This is a genomic window from Nocardia albiluteola (assembly GCF_018860155.1).
Lineage (GTDB): Bacteria > Actinomycetota > Actinomycetes > Mycobacteriales > Mycobacteriaceae > Nocardia > Nocardia albiluteola.
In genome coordinates, this window is record NZ_JAHKNI010000005.1 from 404,041 (window position 1) to 421,142 (window position 17,102).

10 protein-coding genes are annotated in these 17,102 nt (G+C 69.4%); 2 read left to right on the plus strand and 8 right to left on the minus strand.

Translation table 11 applies throughout. The features are described 5' to 3' along the window. The first annotated feature begins 20 nt into the window (after positions 1-20). Complete coding sequence (locus tag KO481_RS17770; RefSeq protein ID WP_215918263.1) at positions 21-1,718, plus strand: molybdopterin-dependent oxidoreductase; 1,698 nt, start codon at positions 21-23, stop codon at positions 1,716-1,718. Positions 1,719-1,998: 280 nt separating this feature from the next. On the opposite strand, the gene KO481_RS44800 is transcribed toward KO481_RS17770, so the two are convergent. The 5 genes from KO481_RS44800 to KO481_RS17795 all read right to left on the minus strand — a co-directional run bounded on the left by KO481_RS44800 (position 1,999) and on the right by KO481_RS17795 (position 14,152). Continuing rightward, a complete protein-coding gene (locus tag KO481_RS44800) occupies positions 1,999-4,380 on the minus strand; it encodes a DHA2 family efflux MFS transporter permease subunit (RefSeq protein ID WP_215918264.1) in 2,382 nt (793 codons plus the stop codon). A gap of 77 nt (positions 4,381-4,457) precedes the next feature. Beyond that, positions 4,458-5,156, minus strand: a complete 699-nt coding sequence (locus tag KO481_RS17780) for a PadR family transcriptional regulator (protein ID WP_215918265.1) — start codon at positions 5,154-5,156, stop codon at positions 4,458-4,460. A gap of 244 nt (positions 5,157-5,400) precedes the next feature. Beyond that, complete coding sequence (locus tag KO481_RS17785) at positions 5,401-9,222, minus strand: multifunctional oxoglutarate decarboxylase/oxoglutarate dehydrogenase thiamine pyrophosphate-binding subunit/dihydrolipoyllysine-residue succinyltransferase subunit (protein WP_215918266.1); 3,822 nt, start codon at positions 9,220-9,222, stop codon at positions 5,401-5,403. Between the two features lie 243 nt (positions 9,223-9,465). Further along, complete coding sequence (locus KO481_RS17790; RefSeq protein ID WP_215918443.1) at positions 9,466-13,227, minus strand: ABC transporter ATP-binding protein; 3,762 nt, start codon at positions 13,225-13,227, stop codon at positions 9,466-9,468. Positions 13,228-13,519: 292 nt separating this feature from the next. Then, positions 13,520-14,152 carry a DUF8737 domain-containing protein gene (locus tag KO481_RS17795; protein WP_215918267.1) on the minus strand — a complete coding sequence of 211 codons (633 nt, stop codon included), beginning with the start codon at positions 14,150-14,152 and terminating at the stop codon, positions 13,520-13,522. 82 nt (positions 14,153-14,234) lie between these two features. Between KO481_RS17795 and KO481_RS17800 the strand changes: the two genes are divergently transcribed. Then, on the plus strand, positions 14,235-14,573 hold the full coding sequence (locus KO481_RS17800; RefSeq protein ID WP_215918268.1) for a winged helix-turn-helix transcriptional regulator: 339 nt from the start codon (positions 14,235-14,237) through the stop codon (positions 14,571-14,573). Between the two features lie 19 nt (positions 14,574-14,592). Here the strand turns inward: KO481_RS17800 and KO481_RS17805 are convergent, their stop codons facing one another. The 3 genes from KO481_RS17805 to KO481_RS17815 are packed head-to-tail and all read right to left on the minus strand — an operon-like array spanning position 14,593 to position 17,047. After that, entirely contained in the window at positions 14,593-15,393 is an 801-nt protein-coding gene (locus tag KO481_RS17805) for an ABC transporter permease (RefSeq protein ID WP_215918269.1), read from the minus strand. Next, positions 15,390-16,334, minus strand: coding sequence for an ATP-binding cassette domain-containing protein (locus KO481_RS17810; protein ID WP_215918270.1), 945 nt, complete (start codon positions 16,332-16,334; stop codon positions 15,390-15,392). The genes KO481_RS17805 and KO481_RS17810 overlap by 4 nt, the downstream gene beginning before the upstream one ends. Continuing rightward, entirely contained in the window at positions 16,334-17,047 is a 714-nt protein-coding gene (locus KO481_RS17815; protein ID WP_215918271.1) for a hypothetical protein, read from the minus strand. The genes KO481_RS17810 and KO481_RS17815 overlap by 1 nt, the downstream gene beginning before the upstream one ends. Positions 17,048-17,102: the final 55 nt, after the last annotated feature.

Sequence of the window (17,102 nt, forward strand, 5' to 3'; positions counted from 1 at the left end):
TACCGCAGTACGCTCGGCATATGACGTCTTCTGGCCTCGACCTGCGCGGTAGCGCCGGGAAGCCCGGCTCCGCGGCGGCGCGCGGCGGATCCGGCTCGGGATTCCGCACGGCCTGCGGCATCGTGTCAGCGGGCCTTGCGGTGGGTGCGGCCGAGCTGGTGGCGGTGCCGGTCGGCTCGGGCAGCGCGCCCATGACCGCCCTGGGCGGCACGGTGGTGGACCATACTCCCGACAAGGTGCGGGAATGGGTCATCGGCATCGTCGGCACCAACGACAAGCTGGTGCTGTTCATCCTGATGACGGCGGTTGCGGTCGTCGTGGCGGGATTCGCCGGGCGCATCGAGCAGCAGCGCCGGCCGCTGGGTTCGGTATTGCTCGGCGTCTTCGGGGTGGTGGCCGCCTATGTGGCCGTGAATCGGCCCGCCGCCCCGTGGACGTGGGCGCTGCCGTCGCTGATCGGGGTGGCGTTGGCAATCGTGGTGCTGCGCTGGCTGATTCGGCGAGTCGATGCCTACGAGTCGGCCGCCGTGCCCCCGGCGGGGCAGGCGACCGGACCGGCCACCGGTCTCGAGGAAGCGGCCGGACCGGACACCGACGCCGATCGGCCCGAGACCGGCACCGGCGCAACGGCTTCGGGACGCCGGGACGACATGGCTCGCCGCGGAGTGCTCTTCGGCATCGTCGGCGTCGGCGTCGTGGCCGCCGCCGCCGAGACCGCGGGCCGGATCATCGGCTCCGCGCTGCACAGCGTCTCGGCCGAACGCGCCACCGTCCAGCTGCCGGCGCCCCCCACCCCGCTGCCGGCGGTCGATCCCGCGGCGGATCTCCGAATCCCCGGCCTGACTCCGTATCTCACCGCCAATCACGACTTCTACCGCATCGACACCGCCCTGATCGTCCCGCAGGTCAGCGCCGAGACCTGGTCGCTGCGCGTGCACGGCATGGTCGATCGCGAAATCCGGTTGAACTACGCGGATCTGAAGGCTCGCAAGCCCATCGAGCGGCTGGTGACCCTGACGTGTGTGTCGAATCCGGTGGGCGGCGATCTGATCGGCAACGCGCTGTGGCTCGGATACCCGCTCGCGGATCTGCTCGCCGAGGCCGGGCCGCACGCGGACGCCGACATGGTGCTCTCGCGCAGCGTCGACGGTTTCACCGCGGGCAGCCCCCTGGCCACGGTGACCGACGGCCGCGACGCGATGCTGGCCATCGGCATGAACGGCGTGCCGCTGCCGATCGAACACGGCTATCCGGTGCGACTGGTCGTCCCCGGGCTCTACGGCTACGTCTCGGCCACCAAGTGGGTGACCGACATCGAGATCACGAGATTCGATCGCGCACGGGCCTATTGGACCGAGCGCGGCTGGTCCGAGCGCGGCCCGATCAAGACCGGCACCCGCATCGACACCCCGCACGACGGCGCGAATCCGAAGCCGGGCACCGTCACCGTGGCGGGCGTGGCCTGGGCCCAGCATCGCGGCATCAAGGCCGTCGAGGTCCAAATCGACGACGGCCCATGGCAACCCGCCCGCCTGGCCGCGGACCCCTCCATCGACACCTGGCGCCAGTGGGCCTACGACTGGAACACCACCCCCGGCTCCCACACCATCCGCGCCCGCTCCACCGACGCCACCGGCCAGGTACAGACCTCCGAGCAGCAGGATGTCGTACCGGACGGCGCCACCGGCTACCCGTCGATCTCCGTCCGGGTGGGGTGACCAGAGGCGTGTCCCAGGGCGCGACCGGTCATCGGGTGGGCTGTTCGAGTGGCGGCATGCTTGCGGAGTCGAGTTGCTGGAGTGGCGGCATGCTTTCGGAGCCGGGTTGGTCGAGCGGCTGCAAGCTTGTGACGTCGAGCGGCGGCATAGTTATGGGAGCGAAATCGCGCCGCATTCTTTGTGGAGGCCCATATCTGGGCGATTCCGCAGACCGGACGGTGACCGGCGATTCGCCGGTCACCGTCCGGTGCGATGATCCAGTCGCCGTGGCGACCCCGGCTCACGAGCGGTCGGGCGACCCGTCGTAGCCGGTCTTGCTGTATTCGGCGGGCACGGCCTCGGGGGTGGCCTCGTAACCGAGGTTCACATCGTGAGTGAGGTTTGCGCCGTGGATCCATACTTCGCTGCTGACCTGGGGATATCCACGGGCTACGACGGTGTAGTCGCCCGCGGGCAGGTCCGGGATGCGGTAGTTGCCCTCGGCGTCGGTGAATACCGAGCCCATCACCCGGCCGGCCGAATCCAGTACCGACACCTGGGCATCGGCGACCACATCCGAAGACGACCAGGCTCGGCCGGTGAGCATCGCCGTCGCGGCCAGTTCGATGTCGTAGCGCAGCGTGCCCGACTCCGGAACGGTCAGCGTCACCGCGTGTGGCTGCCGGCCCTCGGCCACGGCGACCAGGGTGTACGTCCCCGCGACGGTGCCCTGGCAGGTGTAGGCGCCGTCGCCGCCTGTCACCCCGGCCGTGACGACCTCGCCGCGCGAATCGGTGAGCGTGATCGTGACCCCGGCCAGCGGATGCCCGCCACCGGCCGTGACCACACCGGACAGCTCGCCGTTTCCGCTCAGGGTCAGCTCCCACAGCGCGTGGCGGTCACCGGCGGTCACGTTGACAGCGGCGGGCTGATGGCCGCTGGCCGAGGCGATCAGGACGTAATGCCCGGCGGTCGGCGCCGCGATGCGATAGACGCCGTTGTCGCCACCCGCGGCGCGGGCGACCTGCTGTCCGCGCTGATCGATCAGCGTGACCGCCGCGCCCGACACCGGACGCCCGTCCTCGCGGTGCACCCGCACCGACAGCGGTTGTTCGCCTCCGGTGACCGCGGGCGCGAGCACCTCGACGTTCGCCCGATCGACCGGGACGACCTCGGCCGCCGTGGCGATGGCGGCCGGCGCCTCGCCGACCGGAAGTGCGGCGGCCCCTTCGGTTTCGGCGGAGGCGAAGACAAGGGTGTCGTCCTTGGTCCTGACGAACAGTGCGGAGGCGACGACGCCGATGAGCAGGATCGCGGCCGGCAGATACATCGACTGGCTCAGTGCGGTGCTGAACGGATGCACGATGAACGCCGGGAGCTTCGCCGAGCCCGAACCCTCGGAGAACTTGCCGCCGCCGAGATGCTGGGCGGTCATCCGGTTGGAGACCAGCGCGGCGATCACCGCACTGCCCAGGACCGATCCGATCTGCCGGGTCGTGTTGTACACACCGGCGCCGGCGCCGGCCAGTTCCATCGGCAGGTTGTGGGTCGCGGTCGAGGCCAGCGGCGCCCAGATGCAGGAGTTGGACAGACCGGCGACGCCGCCGACCACGATGAACGCCACGATCGAGCCGTCCGGCTTCATCAACGTGGCGAATCCGAAGATCGACGCCGCGAACAACACGAAGCCGATGGTCGGAATGATCCGCGGCGGCATCCGGTCGGAGATCTTGCCGATGAACGGCGCGGTGAGACCGGTGACGATCGCCATCGGCGCGAAAACCAGCGCCGCCCGCGTCGGCGAATACTCCCGCACCGCTTCGAGATAGAAGTAGGCCGGCACCATCAGGGCGGTGATCGCCGCACCCATCGACGCGATCGCCACGCTCGACAACGCGAAGTTCCGGTCGCGGAACAGGCGCATCGGCACCAGCGGCTCACCCTTGTTGAGGGCCTGGTTGACCACGAACAGGGCCAGCACCACCACACCGGCGATGATCATGGTCCAGATCCAGCGATCCCAGTTGCGGGTGTTGCCCTCCTGAATTCCGAAGACCAGCAGGAACATTCCGGCGGCCGAGAGCACCACGCCGACCAGATCGAACTTGTGCTGGTGCACCGGCAGCGCGGGCACCAGCCACACCGCCAGCGCGAAGGCCACGACGCCGATCGGGACGTTGATGTAGAAGATCCAGTTCCAGCCCAGCTGATCGACCAGGACACCGCCCAGGATCGGGCCGACCAGGGTGGCCAGTCCGGCCACACCGCCCCACAGGCCCATCGCCGCACCGCGCTTGTCCGGCGGGAAGGTGCGGGTGATGACGGCCATGGTCTGCGGTGTCATCAGCGCCGCGCCCAGGCCCTGGACCGCGCGGGCCGCGATCAGCATGTCGATGCTGCCGGACAGCCCGCACCACAGCGAGGCGAGGGTGAAGACCACCAGGCCGATCAGATAGAGGTTCTTGGGGCCGAAGCGATCTCCGAGCCGGCCGGTGACCAGCAGCGGCACCGCATAGGTGAGCAGATACGCGCTGGTCACCCAGATGACCTTGGTGATGTCGGTGTTCAGGTCGTGCATGATGGTCGGATTGGCCACCGCGACGATGGTCATATCGAGCAGGATCATGAAGAATCCGACGACCAGCGCGTACAGCGCGAGCCACGGATTGCGTTGCTTGGTCATGCGTTTCGGGTTCCTGTCAGATGCGATTCGCCCGCGGGCGAGTACGTGAAGTCGGTTGTGCGGCGCGCGAGTTCGCCTCATTGCTCGGCAGGGAGGACACCGCCCTTCCGCAGTTGGGCGAGCACGTCGTCGGTGACGGCCGCGCCCCAGTCGGGACCGAAATCGTCGGTGGCGTCGGTAATTCGCACGCCCTCGGGGGTGTATTGCTCCCATTCGAGCGTGCCGTCACGCAGCTCCCGCACGATGCGGCGCAGCCAGGTGGCCTCGGAATCGGCCTGTGCGCGTAGGTATTCCATGACCATCCAGTACCGGCGGGGAACCCCCTTGACGGGCAGGAAGGCCAGCACGGCGTCCATCTCGGCGATATGGGTGTCCAGCCAGCCGATGCGCTCGGTGAGCAGCGCGATCACCTCGCCCGCGGGCAGATCGTGCGCCTCGGACATGGCCACCGGGAAGATCGGATATTCGTTGACGGGCTTGCGCAGGATCTCGGCGATGCGGGTGCGCAGTGCGGTGCGGCCGGCCTCGGTGATGCCGTAGGTGGTGCGCTCGGGCCGGTTGCCGGCCCGATTCGTGCCCTCGGCGTGCACCAGATTCTGCTCGGCCAGGCGGGTGACGGTGTGATACAGCGAGCCGGGCCGGATCTTGACGATGTAGTCCTCCCGGCGCTGCAGCAGCAGCTGGTACATCTCGTACGGATGCATCGGCCGCTCCTCGAGCAGCGCGAGCGCCGACATCGCCAGTGGCGTCAGCGTGGCACTCGGCTGCTTGGTCATCACACTCACTCCCTCTGCGGTTCATCGCGACTCTAGCGATAGCCAACGACATAACCCGCTAGAAATATTCCACGCCGAATATACGACGTGGAACAGTAGGGCACAAGGGGTGATGGCCACCATCACAGGTGCGAGGGCGGTGCCGGACATACGACTGCGCCGGGCCGAAGCGCTCCGCGGGGAGCGGCTTCGACCCGGCGCAGTGACCGTGTCTACCCGGGCACAGTGCCCGGGAGGGGTTCGGTTAGACCGTCGGCGCGAACGCCTCCGCGACGATCTCGGCCTGCTCGACCGCGTGCACCTTCGACGAACCCGAGGACGGGGCCGACATCGCGCGGCGCGAGATCCGGCGCAGGCGGGTGAACCGGTCCGGCAGGATCTCCGGCAGGTTCAGGCCGAAGAACGGCCAGGCACCCTGGTTCGCCGGCTCCTCCTGCACCCACGCGATATCGGTGGCGTTCGGGTAGGTCGACAGCTTCTCGTTCAGCCGGTAGCCCGGGATCGGGTACAGCTGCTCGATGCGCACGATGGCGACGTCGTCGCGGCCCTTCTTGCCCTTCTCCGCGACCAGCTCGTGGTAGAGCTTGCCGCTGGTCAGCAGGATCCGCTTGACCTTGCTGCGGTCGCCGTCGCCGCTCTCGTAGGTGGGCTCCTCGAGCACCGAGCGGAACTTGGTGTCGGTGAAGTCCTCGATATTGGAGACCACGGCCTTGTTGCGCAGCATCGACTTCGGGGTGAAGACGATCAGCGGGCGGCGAATGCCGTCCAGCGCGTGGCGACGCAGCAGATGGAAGTAGTTCGACGGGGTGGAGGGAACGGCTACCGTCATCGAACCCTCGGCGCACAGCTGCAGGAACCGCTCGATGCGGCCCGAGGTGTGGTCCGGGCCCTGGCCCTCGTGGCCGTGCGGCAGCAGCAGCACGACCTCCGAGAGCTGGCCCCATTTGGCCTCACCGGAGGAGATGAACTCGTCGATGATCGACTGCGCGCCGTTGACGAAGTCACCGAACTGCGCCTCCCACAGCACCAGCGCGTCCGGATTACCCAGGGAGTAGCCGTATTCGAAGCCGACCGCGGCGTACTCGGACAACGCCGAATCGTGCACCGCGAACCAGCCCGGCGCGGCGCTGCCGATGTTGTGCAGCGGGGTGTACTCCGCACCCGTCTTGCGGTCGATGATCACCGAGTGCCGCTGGGTGAAGGTGCCGCGGCGGGAATCCTGACCCGTCAGGCGCACCGCGCGGCCCTCGTCGATCAGCGAACCGAAGGCCAGCAGCTCGGCGAAGGCCCAGTCGACCTTGCCCTCGTACGCCATCTCGCGGCGGCGCTCGAGCACCGGCTTGACGCGCGGATGCACGTTGAAGCCCTCGGGCACGTTCAGGAACGCGTCACCGATGCGCTGCAGCACCGTCTTGTCCACGGCCGTGACGACCGTGCCCGGAACGGTCTGCTCCTCCTCGACCGATTCGCTCGGCTCCGGCGGGTACTTCTCCAGCTCGCGAACCTCATTGAAGACCCGCTCCAGCTGACCCTGGAAGTCTCGCAGCGCGTCCTCGGCCTCCTTCATGGAGATGTCACCACGGCCGATCAGGGCCTCGGTGTAGGACTTGCGGACGCTGCGCTTGGTGTCGATGACGTCGTACATGTACGGCTGGGTCATCGACGGGTCGTCGCCCTCGTTGTGGCCGCGGCGGCGGTAGCAGATCAGGTCGATCACGACGTCCTTGTGGAACCGCTCGCGGTAGTCGACCGCCAGGCGAGCCACCCAGTCGCAGGCCTCGGGATCGTCGCCGTTCACGTGGAAGACCGGCGCGCCGATGAACTTGGCGATATCGGTGCAGTACTCGGTCGAGCGGCTGTACTCCGGCGCGGTGGTGAAGCCGATCTGGTTGTTCACCACGATGTGCAGGGTGCCGCCGACGCGGTAACCGCGCAGGCCCGACATGTTCAGCGTCTCGGCGACCACACCCTGGCCGGCGAAGGCCGCGTCACCGTGCATCATCAGCGGCACGACCGAGAAGGAGCGCGCCTCCTCGCCCTTGGTGATCAGATCTTCCTTGGTGAGCAGGTCCTGCTTGGCCCGGACCAGACCCTCCAGCACCGGGTCGACGGCCTCGAGGTGGGACGGGTTGGCCGTCAGCGAGACCTGGATATCGTTGTCGCCGAACATCTGGATGTAGGTGCCGTGCGCGCCGAGGTGGTACTTCACATCGCCCGAGCCGTGGGTGGCGGCCGGGTTCATGTTGCCCTCGAACTCGGTGAAGATCTTCGAGTAGGGCTTACCCACGATATTGGCCAGCACGTTCAGGCGGCCGCGGTGCGGCATGCCGATGACGACCTCGTCCAGGGCCTTCTCGGCGCACTGGTCGATCATCGAGTCCATCATCGGGATGACGGCCTCGGCGCCCTCGAGCGAGAAGCGCTTCTGACCGACGTACTTGGTCTGCAGGAAGGTCTCGAAGGCCTCGGCCGCGTTGAGCCGGGACAGGATGTACTTCTGCTCGGCGACGGTCGGCTTCGCGTGCTTCTGCTCGACCCGGTCCTGGATCCAGCGCAGCTGCTCGCGATCGAGGATGTGGGTGTACTCGACGCCGATGTGGCGGCAGTAGGCATCGCGCAGGATGGACAGCACATCGCGCAGCTTCATCCGCTCCTGGCCGTGGAAGCCCGCGACGTTGAATTCGCGGTCCAGGTCCCACAGCGTCAGGCCGTGCTGGGTGACGTCCAGGTCCGGGTGGCTGCGGAACTTGTCCTTGACCAGGCGCAGCGGATCGGTGTCGGCCATCAGGTGGCCGTGGTTGCGGTAGGCGGCGATGAGTTCCTGGACGCGGACGCTCTTGTCGACCCCCCGCTCCTTGATGTCCTTGCGCCAGCGCACCGGCTCGTAGGGCACACCCATGCCGTGGAAGATCTCGTCGAAGAGCTCGTCGGAGATCAGCAGGTTGTGGATGGTCCGCAGGAAGTCGCCGGATTCCGCGCCCTGGATGATGCGGTGATCGTAGGTGGAGGTGAGGGTCATCAGCTTGCCGATGCCCATCTCGGCCAGCTGCTGATCGCTCATGCCCTGGAACTCGGCCGGGTACTCCATGGCGCCCGCGCCCACGATCGTGCCCTGCCCCGGCATCAGCCGCGGCACGGAGTGCACGGTGCCGATGGTGCCCGGGTTGGTCAGCGAGATGGTGACGCCCGCGAAGTCCTCGGCGGTCAGCTTGCCGTCGCGGGCGCGCCGCACGACATCCTCGTAGGCGCTGTGGAACTGCGCGAAGTTCATCGACTCGCAGTTCTTGATGGCCGCAACGACGAGCGTGCGCTGGCCGTTCTTGCCCTGCAGATCAATGGCCAGGCCGAGGTTGGTGTGCGCGGGAGTGACCGCGTTCGGCTTCCCATCGACCTCGGCGTAGTGCCGGTTCATGTTCGGGAAGGCCTTGACACCCTGCACGATCGCGTAGCCCAGCAGGTGGGTGAAGGAGATCTTGCCGCCGCGGGTGCGGGCCAGGTGGTTGTTGATGACCAGCCGGTTGTCGATCATCAGCTTCGCGGGGATGGCGCGCACGCTGGTGGCGGTCGGGATGGTCAGCGACGCCGACATGTTCTTCACGATCGCGGCGGCGGGGCCACGCAGCACCTGGGAGGTGTCGGTCGCGGGCTCGGCCGCGGCGGCCGGAGCCGGCGCGTTCGAGGCCGGGGCCGGGGTGGTCTGCGGCGCGCGGGCCGCGGGCGGCGCGGCGGCGGCCGAGGCCGCGGCGGTCACCTTGGGCGCCGCCGGTGGGGCGGCGGCCGGAGCCGGTGCCGGCGCGGGCGTCACTGGAGCGGCCGGGGCCGGGACAGGGGCGGGCGCGGGGGCAGCGACGGCGGCGGGAGCGGAAGCGGCGGCAGCTGTCGCCGTGGCAACGGTTCCGTTGCCGGAGTCGGCCGGGGTCTCCGGCGTGTAGTCGGCCAGGAATTCATGCCAGCTCTCATCTACGGACGAGGGGTCTTGCTTGTACTTCTGGTACATCTCGTCCACGAGCCACTGGTTCTGTCCGAACTGGGATGTTGAGCTGCTCACAGCAGGTGTTCGCCTCATTTCGTTCTTCGCGCTGCGACGTTTGTGACGTGCCCGGCACGGGTATCGGCAAGATGCGCGCCGATGCGCCCTTTCTGAGGATAGGCCCCTGGGTGAAATGACGCCGCACGGTGGTACCCGTGGTTCGTTGTCTGTTTACACACGTTGCCTCTTCTCGACCCGTCGCGGCCCCGCACCCCGTCGGCAAACCCTGACGGGTGCCGGAATCGCCGGACTGACCGACCACCTTTATGACGACGAGTCCTAGGTCGAGAATATTCCTTCACTTGCACCCGCGGCCTCCCACAACCGGGTGTAGATGCCGCCCGCCTCGACCAGCTCTGCGTGCGTGCCGATTTCAGCGATCCGGCCGTCCGCGACGACGGCGATGCGGTCGGCGCGCGCCGCCGTCGCGAGCCGGTGCGCGACGATCACCGCGGTGCGCCCGTGGGTCATGGCGGTGCTCGCGGCCAGCACCTTCTCCTCGCTGACCGGATCGAGCACGGCGGTGGCCTCGTCGAGCAGCAGTAGGTCGGGACCGACCAACTCGGCGCGGGCGAGCGCGATCAGCTGGCGCTGCCCGGCGGACAGCCCGCGCCCGCCCTCGCCGACGGGCTGCCGCATCCCGCCCGGTAACCCGGCGATCATCTCCAGGGCGCCGACCGTGTCGGCGGCCCGCTCGACCTGGGCGGGAGTGGCGGTGGGCCGGCCGAAGGCGATATTGCTCGCGACATCGCCGGTGAACAGGTGCGCCTCCTGCGGGACGACGCCCAGGCGGGCGCGGTAGTCGGCGAGGCGGTAGTCGCGCACGTCGGCTCCGTCGACCATGATTGCGCCGGTGGGATGCGGGGCGGGATCCTCGCGTGGCAGATCGTAAAGGCGTGCGAGGAGTTTCACGATCGTGGACTTGCCCGCGCCGGTCTCGCCGACCAGCGCCAGGCTGGAACCGGCCGGAATGTGCAGGCGCACGCCGCTCAGGGCCTCGGCCGGGGCATCCGGATATCGGAAGTGGACTGTGTCGAATTCCACATCCGCCGCGCCCCGCACGGCGGCCGCGGCGCGCTCCCGCGGCGGATCCGGCTCGATGGACGACGGCGTGCGCAACAGGGTTTCGATCCGTTTCAGGCCCACGCGCGCCTGCTGATAGCCGTCGAACACCTGCGACAGCTGCACGATCGGGTTGATCAACAGGCCCAGGTAGAGGATGAAGGCGACCAGCGTGCCCGCGGTGGTGACCCCGTGCGCGATATCGCGGGCGCCGAGGTACACCACGACGGCCTGCGCGAGGTCGGCCCAGGCGACGATGAAGCCGAAATACACCGCGATCGCCTTCTGCGCCCGCATCCGGGTGTGGCGATAGGCATCGGAATATCCGGTGAAGCGCCCCTGGGCGTGCGGCTCGGAGCGGTAGGCCTGGGTGGTGCGCAGCCCGGCGATGTTCTCCTGGAAGTCGGCGTTCACGGTGGCGACGCGCTCCCGGGAGGCGGAGTATGCCGACGCCGAGATCTTGCGGAAGACCAGCGTCGCGATGATCAGCGGCGGCAGCGCCACGAAGATCACCAGCGCGAGCCCGGCATCGCAGATCACCAACGCCACCAGGACTCCCACCGCGGTGGCGACGCCGATCAGCGCGGTGCCCAGGCCGGTCTGCAGGAAGGTCGACATCGCATCGATGTCCGTCGTCATCCGGGTCATGATCCGGCCGGACAACTCGCGCTCGTAGAAGTCGAGCCCGAGCCGCTGCAGGTGGGCGTAGCTGCGGATCCGCAGACCGTAGAGCATCCGCTCGCCCCCGCGCGCGGACAGCATCGTGCCGATCGACTCGTCCAGCCAGCTCAGGCCCGCCAGGACCAGCGCTCCCAGCGCCGCGCCGGCCAGCGCCGCCCCGCTGTGTGCCGATACGCCGCGGTCCAGCGCGTAACGGGTCAGCGCGGGGAAGGCCACACCGATCGCCCCGTCCAGGGCCAGCAGCGTCACGACCGCAGCCAGCAGCCAGCGCACCGGATGCAGCAGCCGCAGCAGCCGGAAGTGCGGATCGGGGCGCTCGAGTTCGCGGATGTCGCCGCCGGGGAGTTCGGCGGCGGCGGGGAGCCGCGCGAGCGAGTCGCGGATCTCCGGCGGGATGTCGGAGTCGGCGATGCTCGCGGGCTCCCGCAGGGCCACGGTATCGCCCGGCGCCGGAAGTCGTTGCGGTGCGGCGCCTTCGGTGGAAGGTTGCGCGGAGATGGGCAACATCTCGATCGTGCCGCGGCCGTTGCCGGCCGTGACTGCCGCCGGATGGATTGCAGCGGTAGGGGTTTGGTCGGTGTCGGGCCAGAGATCGGCGACCTGCTCCCGATCCGGCTCCGGCAGGCGGATGACGCGATCGGCGTGCGCGAGGGTGGATTCGCGGTGGGCCAGGATGACGGTGGTGCGGCCGCTGTCGCTGGGGAGCGCATCGAAGATGGCGGCCTCGGTGACGGCGTCGACGGCGGAGGTGGCGTCGTCGAGGATCAGGATGCGCGGATCGGCCAGCAGGGCGCGGGCCAGGGCCAGGCGCTGGCGCTGGCCGCCGGAGAGGGTTAGGCCGCGCTCGCCCACCACGGTGTCGTAGCCCTCGGGCAGGGCGGTGATGAACTCGTGCGCGGCGGCCTGCTCGGCGGCGTGCCGGATCTGCTGTGCCGTGGCATCGGGGTGGCCGAGCGCGATATTGGCCGCGACCGTGTCGGAGTACAGGAACGGTTCGTCGAAGACGACCCCGATCGCGGCGCGGAGCTCGGCCGCGCGCACCCGCGCGATGTCGGCCTCGCCGTTCGCGCCCCGCAACGTGATCCGCCCGGCGTCGGGGGAGTAGAAGCGCGGGAGCAGCAGGGCGAGCGTGGACTTGCCCGAGCCGGCGGGCCCGATGATCGCTACGGTCTCGCCGGGGCGCACGGTCAGGTCGAAATCGTGCAGCACGGGACGGCCGGGATCGAATCCGAAGGTGAGCGAGTCGATCTCGATGCCGAGCGGCCCCTCCGGCACCGGCTGCGGGGAGGGCGGGTCGACGGTGTCGGGTGCCTCGTCGATCACCGCGAACACTCGCTCGGCGGCGGCCCGGGTGAGCTGGGCCATCACGATGACGCTCGCCACGACCCGCGTGCTGCCCGCGAGCATGGTGACGTACGCCGCGAACGCCAGGAAGGTGCCGACGCCGATCGTGCCGTGCAGCGCGAAGGCGCCGCCCAGCGCGATCACCGCGACCATGCCGAGCTGCGGAATCGCGGCGACGGTGGGGGAGAACCAGGAGTTGATGCGGGCCGCGCGCATCCGCTCGCCGTAGAGCGTGCGCGCATGCCGTTCCAGGACGCGCACCATCCGGGCCTCCTGCCCGAACCCCTTGACCACCCGCACCCCGGTGACGGTCTCCTCCACGTGCTGGGCCACATCGGCCGCCCGCTGCTGCGCCGACCAGGTCGCCGCGTGCAGCCGCGGCCGGACCCGGTATACGACCAGGATCAGGGCGGGGACGGTGAGCAGCGAGACCAGCGCGAGCGGCGGCGACAGCACCAGCATGACAACCGCGGCCAGCACCGCCAGCAGCAGCTGCATGGCCGACATCGGCGCCATCGCCAGAAACCCCTGCACCATCTGCAGATCCGAGATGGACCGCGACACCACCTGCCCGGTCCGCACCCCGTCCTGGCCCCGCCCGTCGTACCGGTGCAGCGCCGTCAGCAGCGCCACCCGCACGTCGTGCTGCACATCCAGCGCCAGCTGCCCCGCCAGCCACCGCCGCCCGATAGAGGTCCCGAACCGCACGACCGCCAGCACCACCAACACCCCGGTGATGGCCGCGATGGCGTGCACATCGCCCACCCGCGCCCGATCGAGCGCCTGCTTGGCTGCGACCGGCACCGCCACCTCGGCCACCGCCCCCGCCACGAGTACGGCAATCACTCCGGACAGCAGCCCCGGCCGCGTGCAGCACGCCACCCACAGCCGCCGTAACCATCCGCCCTGGCCGGTCTCCTCCACGTTGCCCCCGCTCGCGCCGATCACCCTCATCACCCATCGACATTACCGACCGGAACCGACAAGTCCGGCCGGTCCGAAGCTCGCCCGACCGCCCGGCGGCGGCATCGGGTTCATGACACCGCCGAGAAATTCGAACCCGGGCGTTGTTCCGGTTCCCACCGATCCGCCCCCGCGCGGTGCACCCTGCGCGAAATACAGCGCCGAACTCGACAGGGAACTCGGCGGCGCCGCGCGGTGAATGGTCACCCGCGTGCGGAAATGCCCGCCGGAGTCATGGCTGGATCCATGACTCCGACGAGCGGCTGTCGGCGGGGCAGAGTTGTCAGGCGTTCCAGCGGCGCAGGTGGGGCAGCGACAACAGGTGCAGGATCATCGTGAACGGAACGCCGAACACCGGGATCAGGCTCAGGGGCAGGGAGCCCATGGCGTTCGAATTCGCTCCGTGGGTGAGGAGTCCGATCGAGGAGTCCGTGTTGAGGATTCCCAGTGTGACCGCGTTGATCAGGTCGAATATGCCGAATGCGGTCCAGGCCACGAAGATCCAGCGGCGGCTGGTGCCGAGCACGAAGGTGGCGACCAGCGGCGCGGTGAGCGCGACGATGACGTCGCCGATACCCGCGGGGAGCGCGAACGAGCGGGGCAGGGAGCCCATCACGCCCAGGACCAGCAGGGTGAATCCGGCCACGCGCAGCATCTGGAGCTGAGTCAGCACCCGCAGATCGGCCTGCCGCGCCCAGGACCTGACGCGATCCGAGGTGAGCAACAGCGCGAGAATCGCCAGAGGCGGTCCGGCGCTGAAGATTCCGAGCGCGATGGGCGGGCTGGACACCGGGCCGCGGAACACCCCGGCGGCGCTCAGGACGATGGCAAGGGTCAGCCAGGCAGCGACCAGCGCGGAGAGCAGCGCCGGGGTGCGGCGGGCGGTCAGGGACGGGGCGACGAGGGATGCGGTCATGGGAAGCCTCCGTAGTGACTTGCAATTTTAAAGTCACTCTGGAGTGGTAACTTTAAATATGCAAGTGACTTCAGGAGGTTCCATGACGAAGAAACCGCGGTCGGAGTGTGCGATCGCCGGAACGCTCGACATCCTGGGCGACCGATGGTCGCTGCTGATCGTGCGCGACCTGCTGATCAGGGGCGAACTCCGCTACGGCGACTTCATGCTCGCCGGGGAGCAGATCCCCACCAACACCCTGGCCGACCGCCTCCGCAAACTCGAGGAGGCCGGCATCCTGACCCGCACCGCGTACCAGGACAACCCGCCCCGCTACTCCTACCGCCTGACCGACAAGGGGCGTGCCCTGGACTCGATACTGGACGCGATGGTGCAGTGGGGCCTGAGCCATATCCCCGGCACCCGCAGGCTCGACGCCTGAATTGCCGGGTGCGGGAGTTCTAGAACTCGCGCTTGCGCAGGTACCACCAGGCGGCGAAGCCCGCGGCGGCGGTCCACAGGATCAGCACCACCGCTGACGCGGCGCTGGGGGCGAAGAACGGGCTGCGGCTGAAGGATCCGACGGCGACCGCGCCGATGGTGGCCGAATCGGGAAGCAGCACAGCGAAACCCGGGATTCCCACGCCCCTCGCGACGAGCCAGATCAGGGGTTCGGCGACGATACACCAGCCGATCACGGCCGTGACGGCAATGGCGGTGGAGCGAACCAGCAGGCCCAGGCTCGCACCGATCACGCCCCAGCACACCGCAGCGAGCAGCCCGCCGCCGAACGCGCCCACCAGCTGCGGCCCGAACTGGATCTTGTCCCGGCCCAGCGCGGCCAGGCCGAGTGCGGCGCCGATCTCCGCGGACAGCCCCAACAACAGCGAATAGGCAGCCGCCACACCGAGTTTCGCGCCGAACAACACATCGCGATCCGGAATGAACAGCGCGGTCAGCGGCATGCTTTCGTACCGGTACTCCGCACCGGTGCTCAGGGCTCCGGTCACCGCGGACGCCACGATGGCCACCAGCAGCGCGAGATACAGCCCGACGGTCGCGGTTCCGGTGGCGATCTGCCCACTGGACTGCGGACCGCTGCCGACCTGGGCGCTCAGCAGCGTGGTAACCAGGCCGATCACCCCGCAGACCGCTACGAGAACCCACCCCGATCGCCGGGTGCTGATCCGGCGGATCTCGGACCGTGCGGCCCGGCGCACGGGGACCGGCACGGTGGGGAGGGCGGGCATGGTGAGGTTCATCGCGGCATCCCATACGACATCGGAGCGGTTCTGGTGGGCGCCGGGGTGGATCCGGTGAGCGCGGCCAGCACACGATCGGGGTGCACGGGTTCGGGGATCACCTCGGTCAGCCGCACCCGGGCCCGCCCGGCGGCGGATTCGATCTCGGAGCGGGTGGCCTCCGCGATCGCCAGCCGCCCGTCCGAGCGCATCACCGCGTCGGTGAATCCCTCCGCGGCGAGCATGGTGGCCAGCGCGATCGGGCTCGACGCGGCGACCACCAGGCGGTCGGGGTGGCTGCGCCGCAGCGAGCGTGGACTGCCCTGATACACCACCGACCCCCGGCTCAGCACGATCAGGTTGTCGGCCACCGGCAGCACGGCCGACAGGCTTTGCGCCGTGAGCAGCGTGGCGCCGCCGCGGCGGGCGTGCCGGTGCAGGTGGTCGGACAGCCAGGCGCGTTCGGCGGCATCCAGCCCGGTGAGCGGATCGTCGAGGATCAGGAACCGGGGATTGCCGAGCAGCGCTATCCCCAGCGCCAGCCTGGCCTGCATGCTCGGCGTCAGGGCCTGGGCCTTGGTGTCCGCGGCCGGGTCGAGGCGGGTGGTGGCCAGGACGGCGTCCACCTCGTCGTCGGGGATGCCCGCCGCCGCGGCATAGACACGCAGGTGCCAGCGGACGGTGCGCGCCGGATGCAGCCCGCGCGGCTGCAGCAGGGCGCCGAGCGAGCGGCCGCTGCCCGCCTCGGAGCCGGTGCCGCCGATCGACACCGTCCCGGAGGTGGGCCGGGCCTGTCCGAGCAGGATCTCCACAAGGGTGGATTTGCCCGATCCGGGCGGCCCGACCAGCGCGGCCGTGGTGCCGATCGGCACCGAGAAACCGACCCCGCGCAGCACTGTCACACCGTCGAATTCCTGGGTGAGCCCGGAGACGGAAAAGGCAAGCGGCCGTGCGGGACTCATTACTGTATCTTTCGATTGTCCAGGGCGGGCAGGGGATCCGCGTCGATGACCAGCGGCGTCGGCCACGCGAGCGGGGCCGGGCCGAATGCCCCGCGCGCGTTGGCGATCGTGCGCTTGCCGAGCGTGCGGTTGCCGAAACCGCCGATGGCCGCGCCGATTCCGGCGGGCAGGACCTTGCCGAACATCAGCGGGCTGCGCTCGGCCAGGAAGCGCAGCACGAACCGCTTCATCAGCGCATCGTTGAGGGCGGTGATGCCGGGGATGCGCCCGGCGAGCAGGGTGCCCCAGTTCTTCGCCGAATGCCCGACGTTCTTCTCCACGATCTGCATCCCGCTCTCACCGAGCACCACGGCCAGCACCAGCGCGCGGCGGCGCTCGGCGTCGTCGGGGGCGATGCCGTGCACGCTCGCCACGGCGAGGGTGAACACCGCCGAGGCCTCCAGGAAGAACATGGTCTCCGCGCTGACCGCGGCCAGGGAGGCGAGCGTGCCGATCGCGGGCACCGCGGCGGTGGCGCCGACCGCCGTACCGCTGCCGGTCACCGTGGTCAGGTACATCTTTTCGAGCCGCTCGACGATCTGGGCGGGTGATTCGCCGGGGTGGGAGCGCCGGAACCGGTCCACGTACTTCGTGACCGCGGGCGCCTGCAGCCGCGCGCCGTCGTCCAGCAGCGATCGCACCGTCTTCTCCACACCGGTCTTGAATAGCGGCACTTTTCACCCCTCTCGTCCGGGCCGAGTGTAATGGTGCCCCGCGCGACGCCGCCGA

Excerpts from the sequence above, each read along its gene's own strand:
- KO481_RS17770 (WP_215918263.1), top strand. The coding sequence starts at position 21 with ATGACGTCTTCTGGCCTCGACCTGCGCGGTAGCGCCGGGAAGCCCGGC.
- KO481_RS44800 (WP_215918264.1), bottom strand. The coding sequence starts at position 4,380 with ATGACCAAGCAACGCAATCCGTGGCTCGCGCTGTACGCGCTGGTCGTC.
- KO481_RS17780 (WP_215918265.1), bottom strand. The coding sequence starts at position 5,156 with ATGACCAAGCAGCCGAGTGCCACGCTGACGCCACTGGCGATGTCGGCG.
- KO481_RS17785 (WP_215918266.1), bottom strand. The coding sequence starts at position 9,222 with ATGAGGCGAACACCTGCTGTGAGCAGCTCAACATCCCAGTTCGGACAG.
- KO481_RS17790 (WP_215918443.1), bottom strand. The coding sequence starts at position 13,227 with ATGAGGGTGATCGGCGCGAGCGGGGGCAACGTGGAGGAGACCGGCCAG.
- KO481_RS17795 (WP_215918267.1), bottom strand. The coding sequence starts at position 14,152 with ATGACCGCATCCCTCGTCGCCCCGTCCCTGACCGCCCGCCGCACCCCG.
- KO481_RS17800 (WP_215918268.1), top strand. The coding sequence starts at position 14,235 with ATGACGAAGAAACCGCGGTCGGAGTGTGCGATCGCCGGAACGCTCGAC.
- KO481_RS17805 (WP_215918269.1), bottom strand. The coding sequence starts at position 15,393 with ATGAACCTCACCATGCCCGCCCTCCCCACCGTGCCGGTCCCCGTGCGC.
- KO481_RS17810 (WP_215918270.1), bottom strand. The coding sequence starts at position 16,334 with ATGAGTCCCGCACGGCCGCTTGCCTTTTCCGTCTCCGGGCTCACCCAG.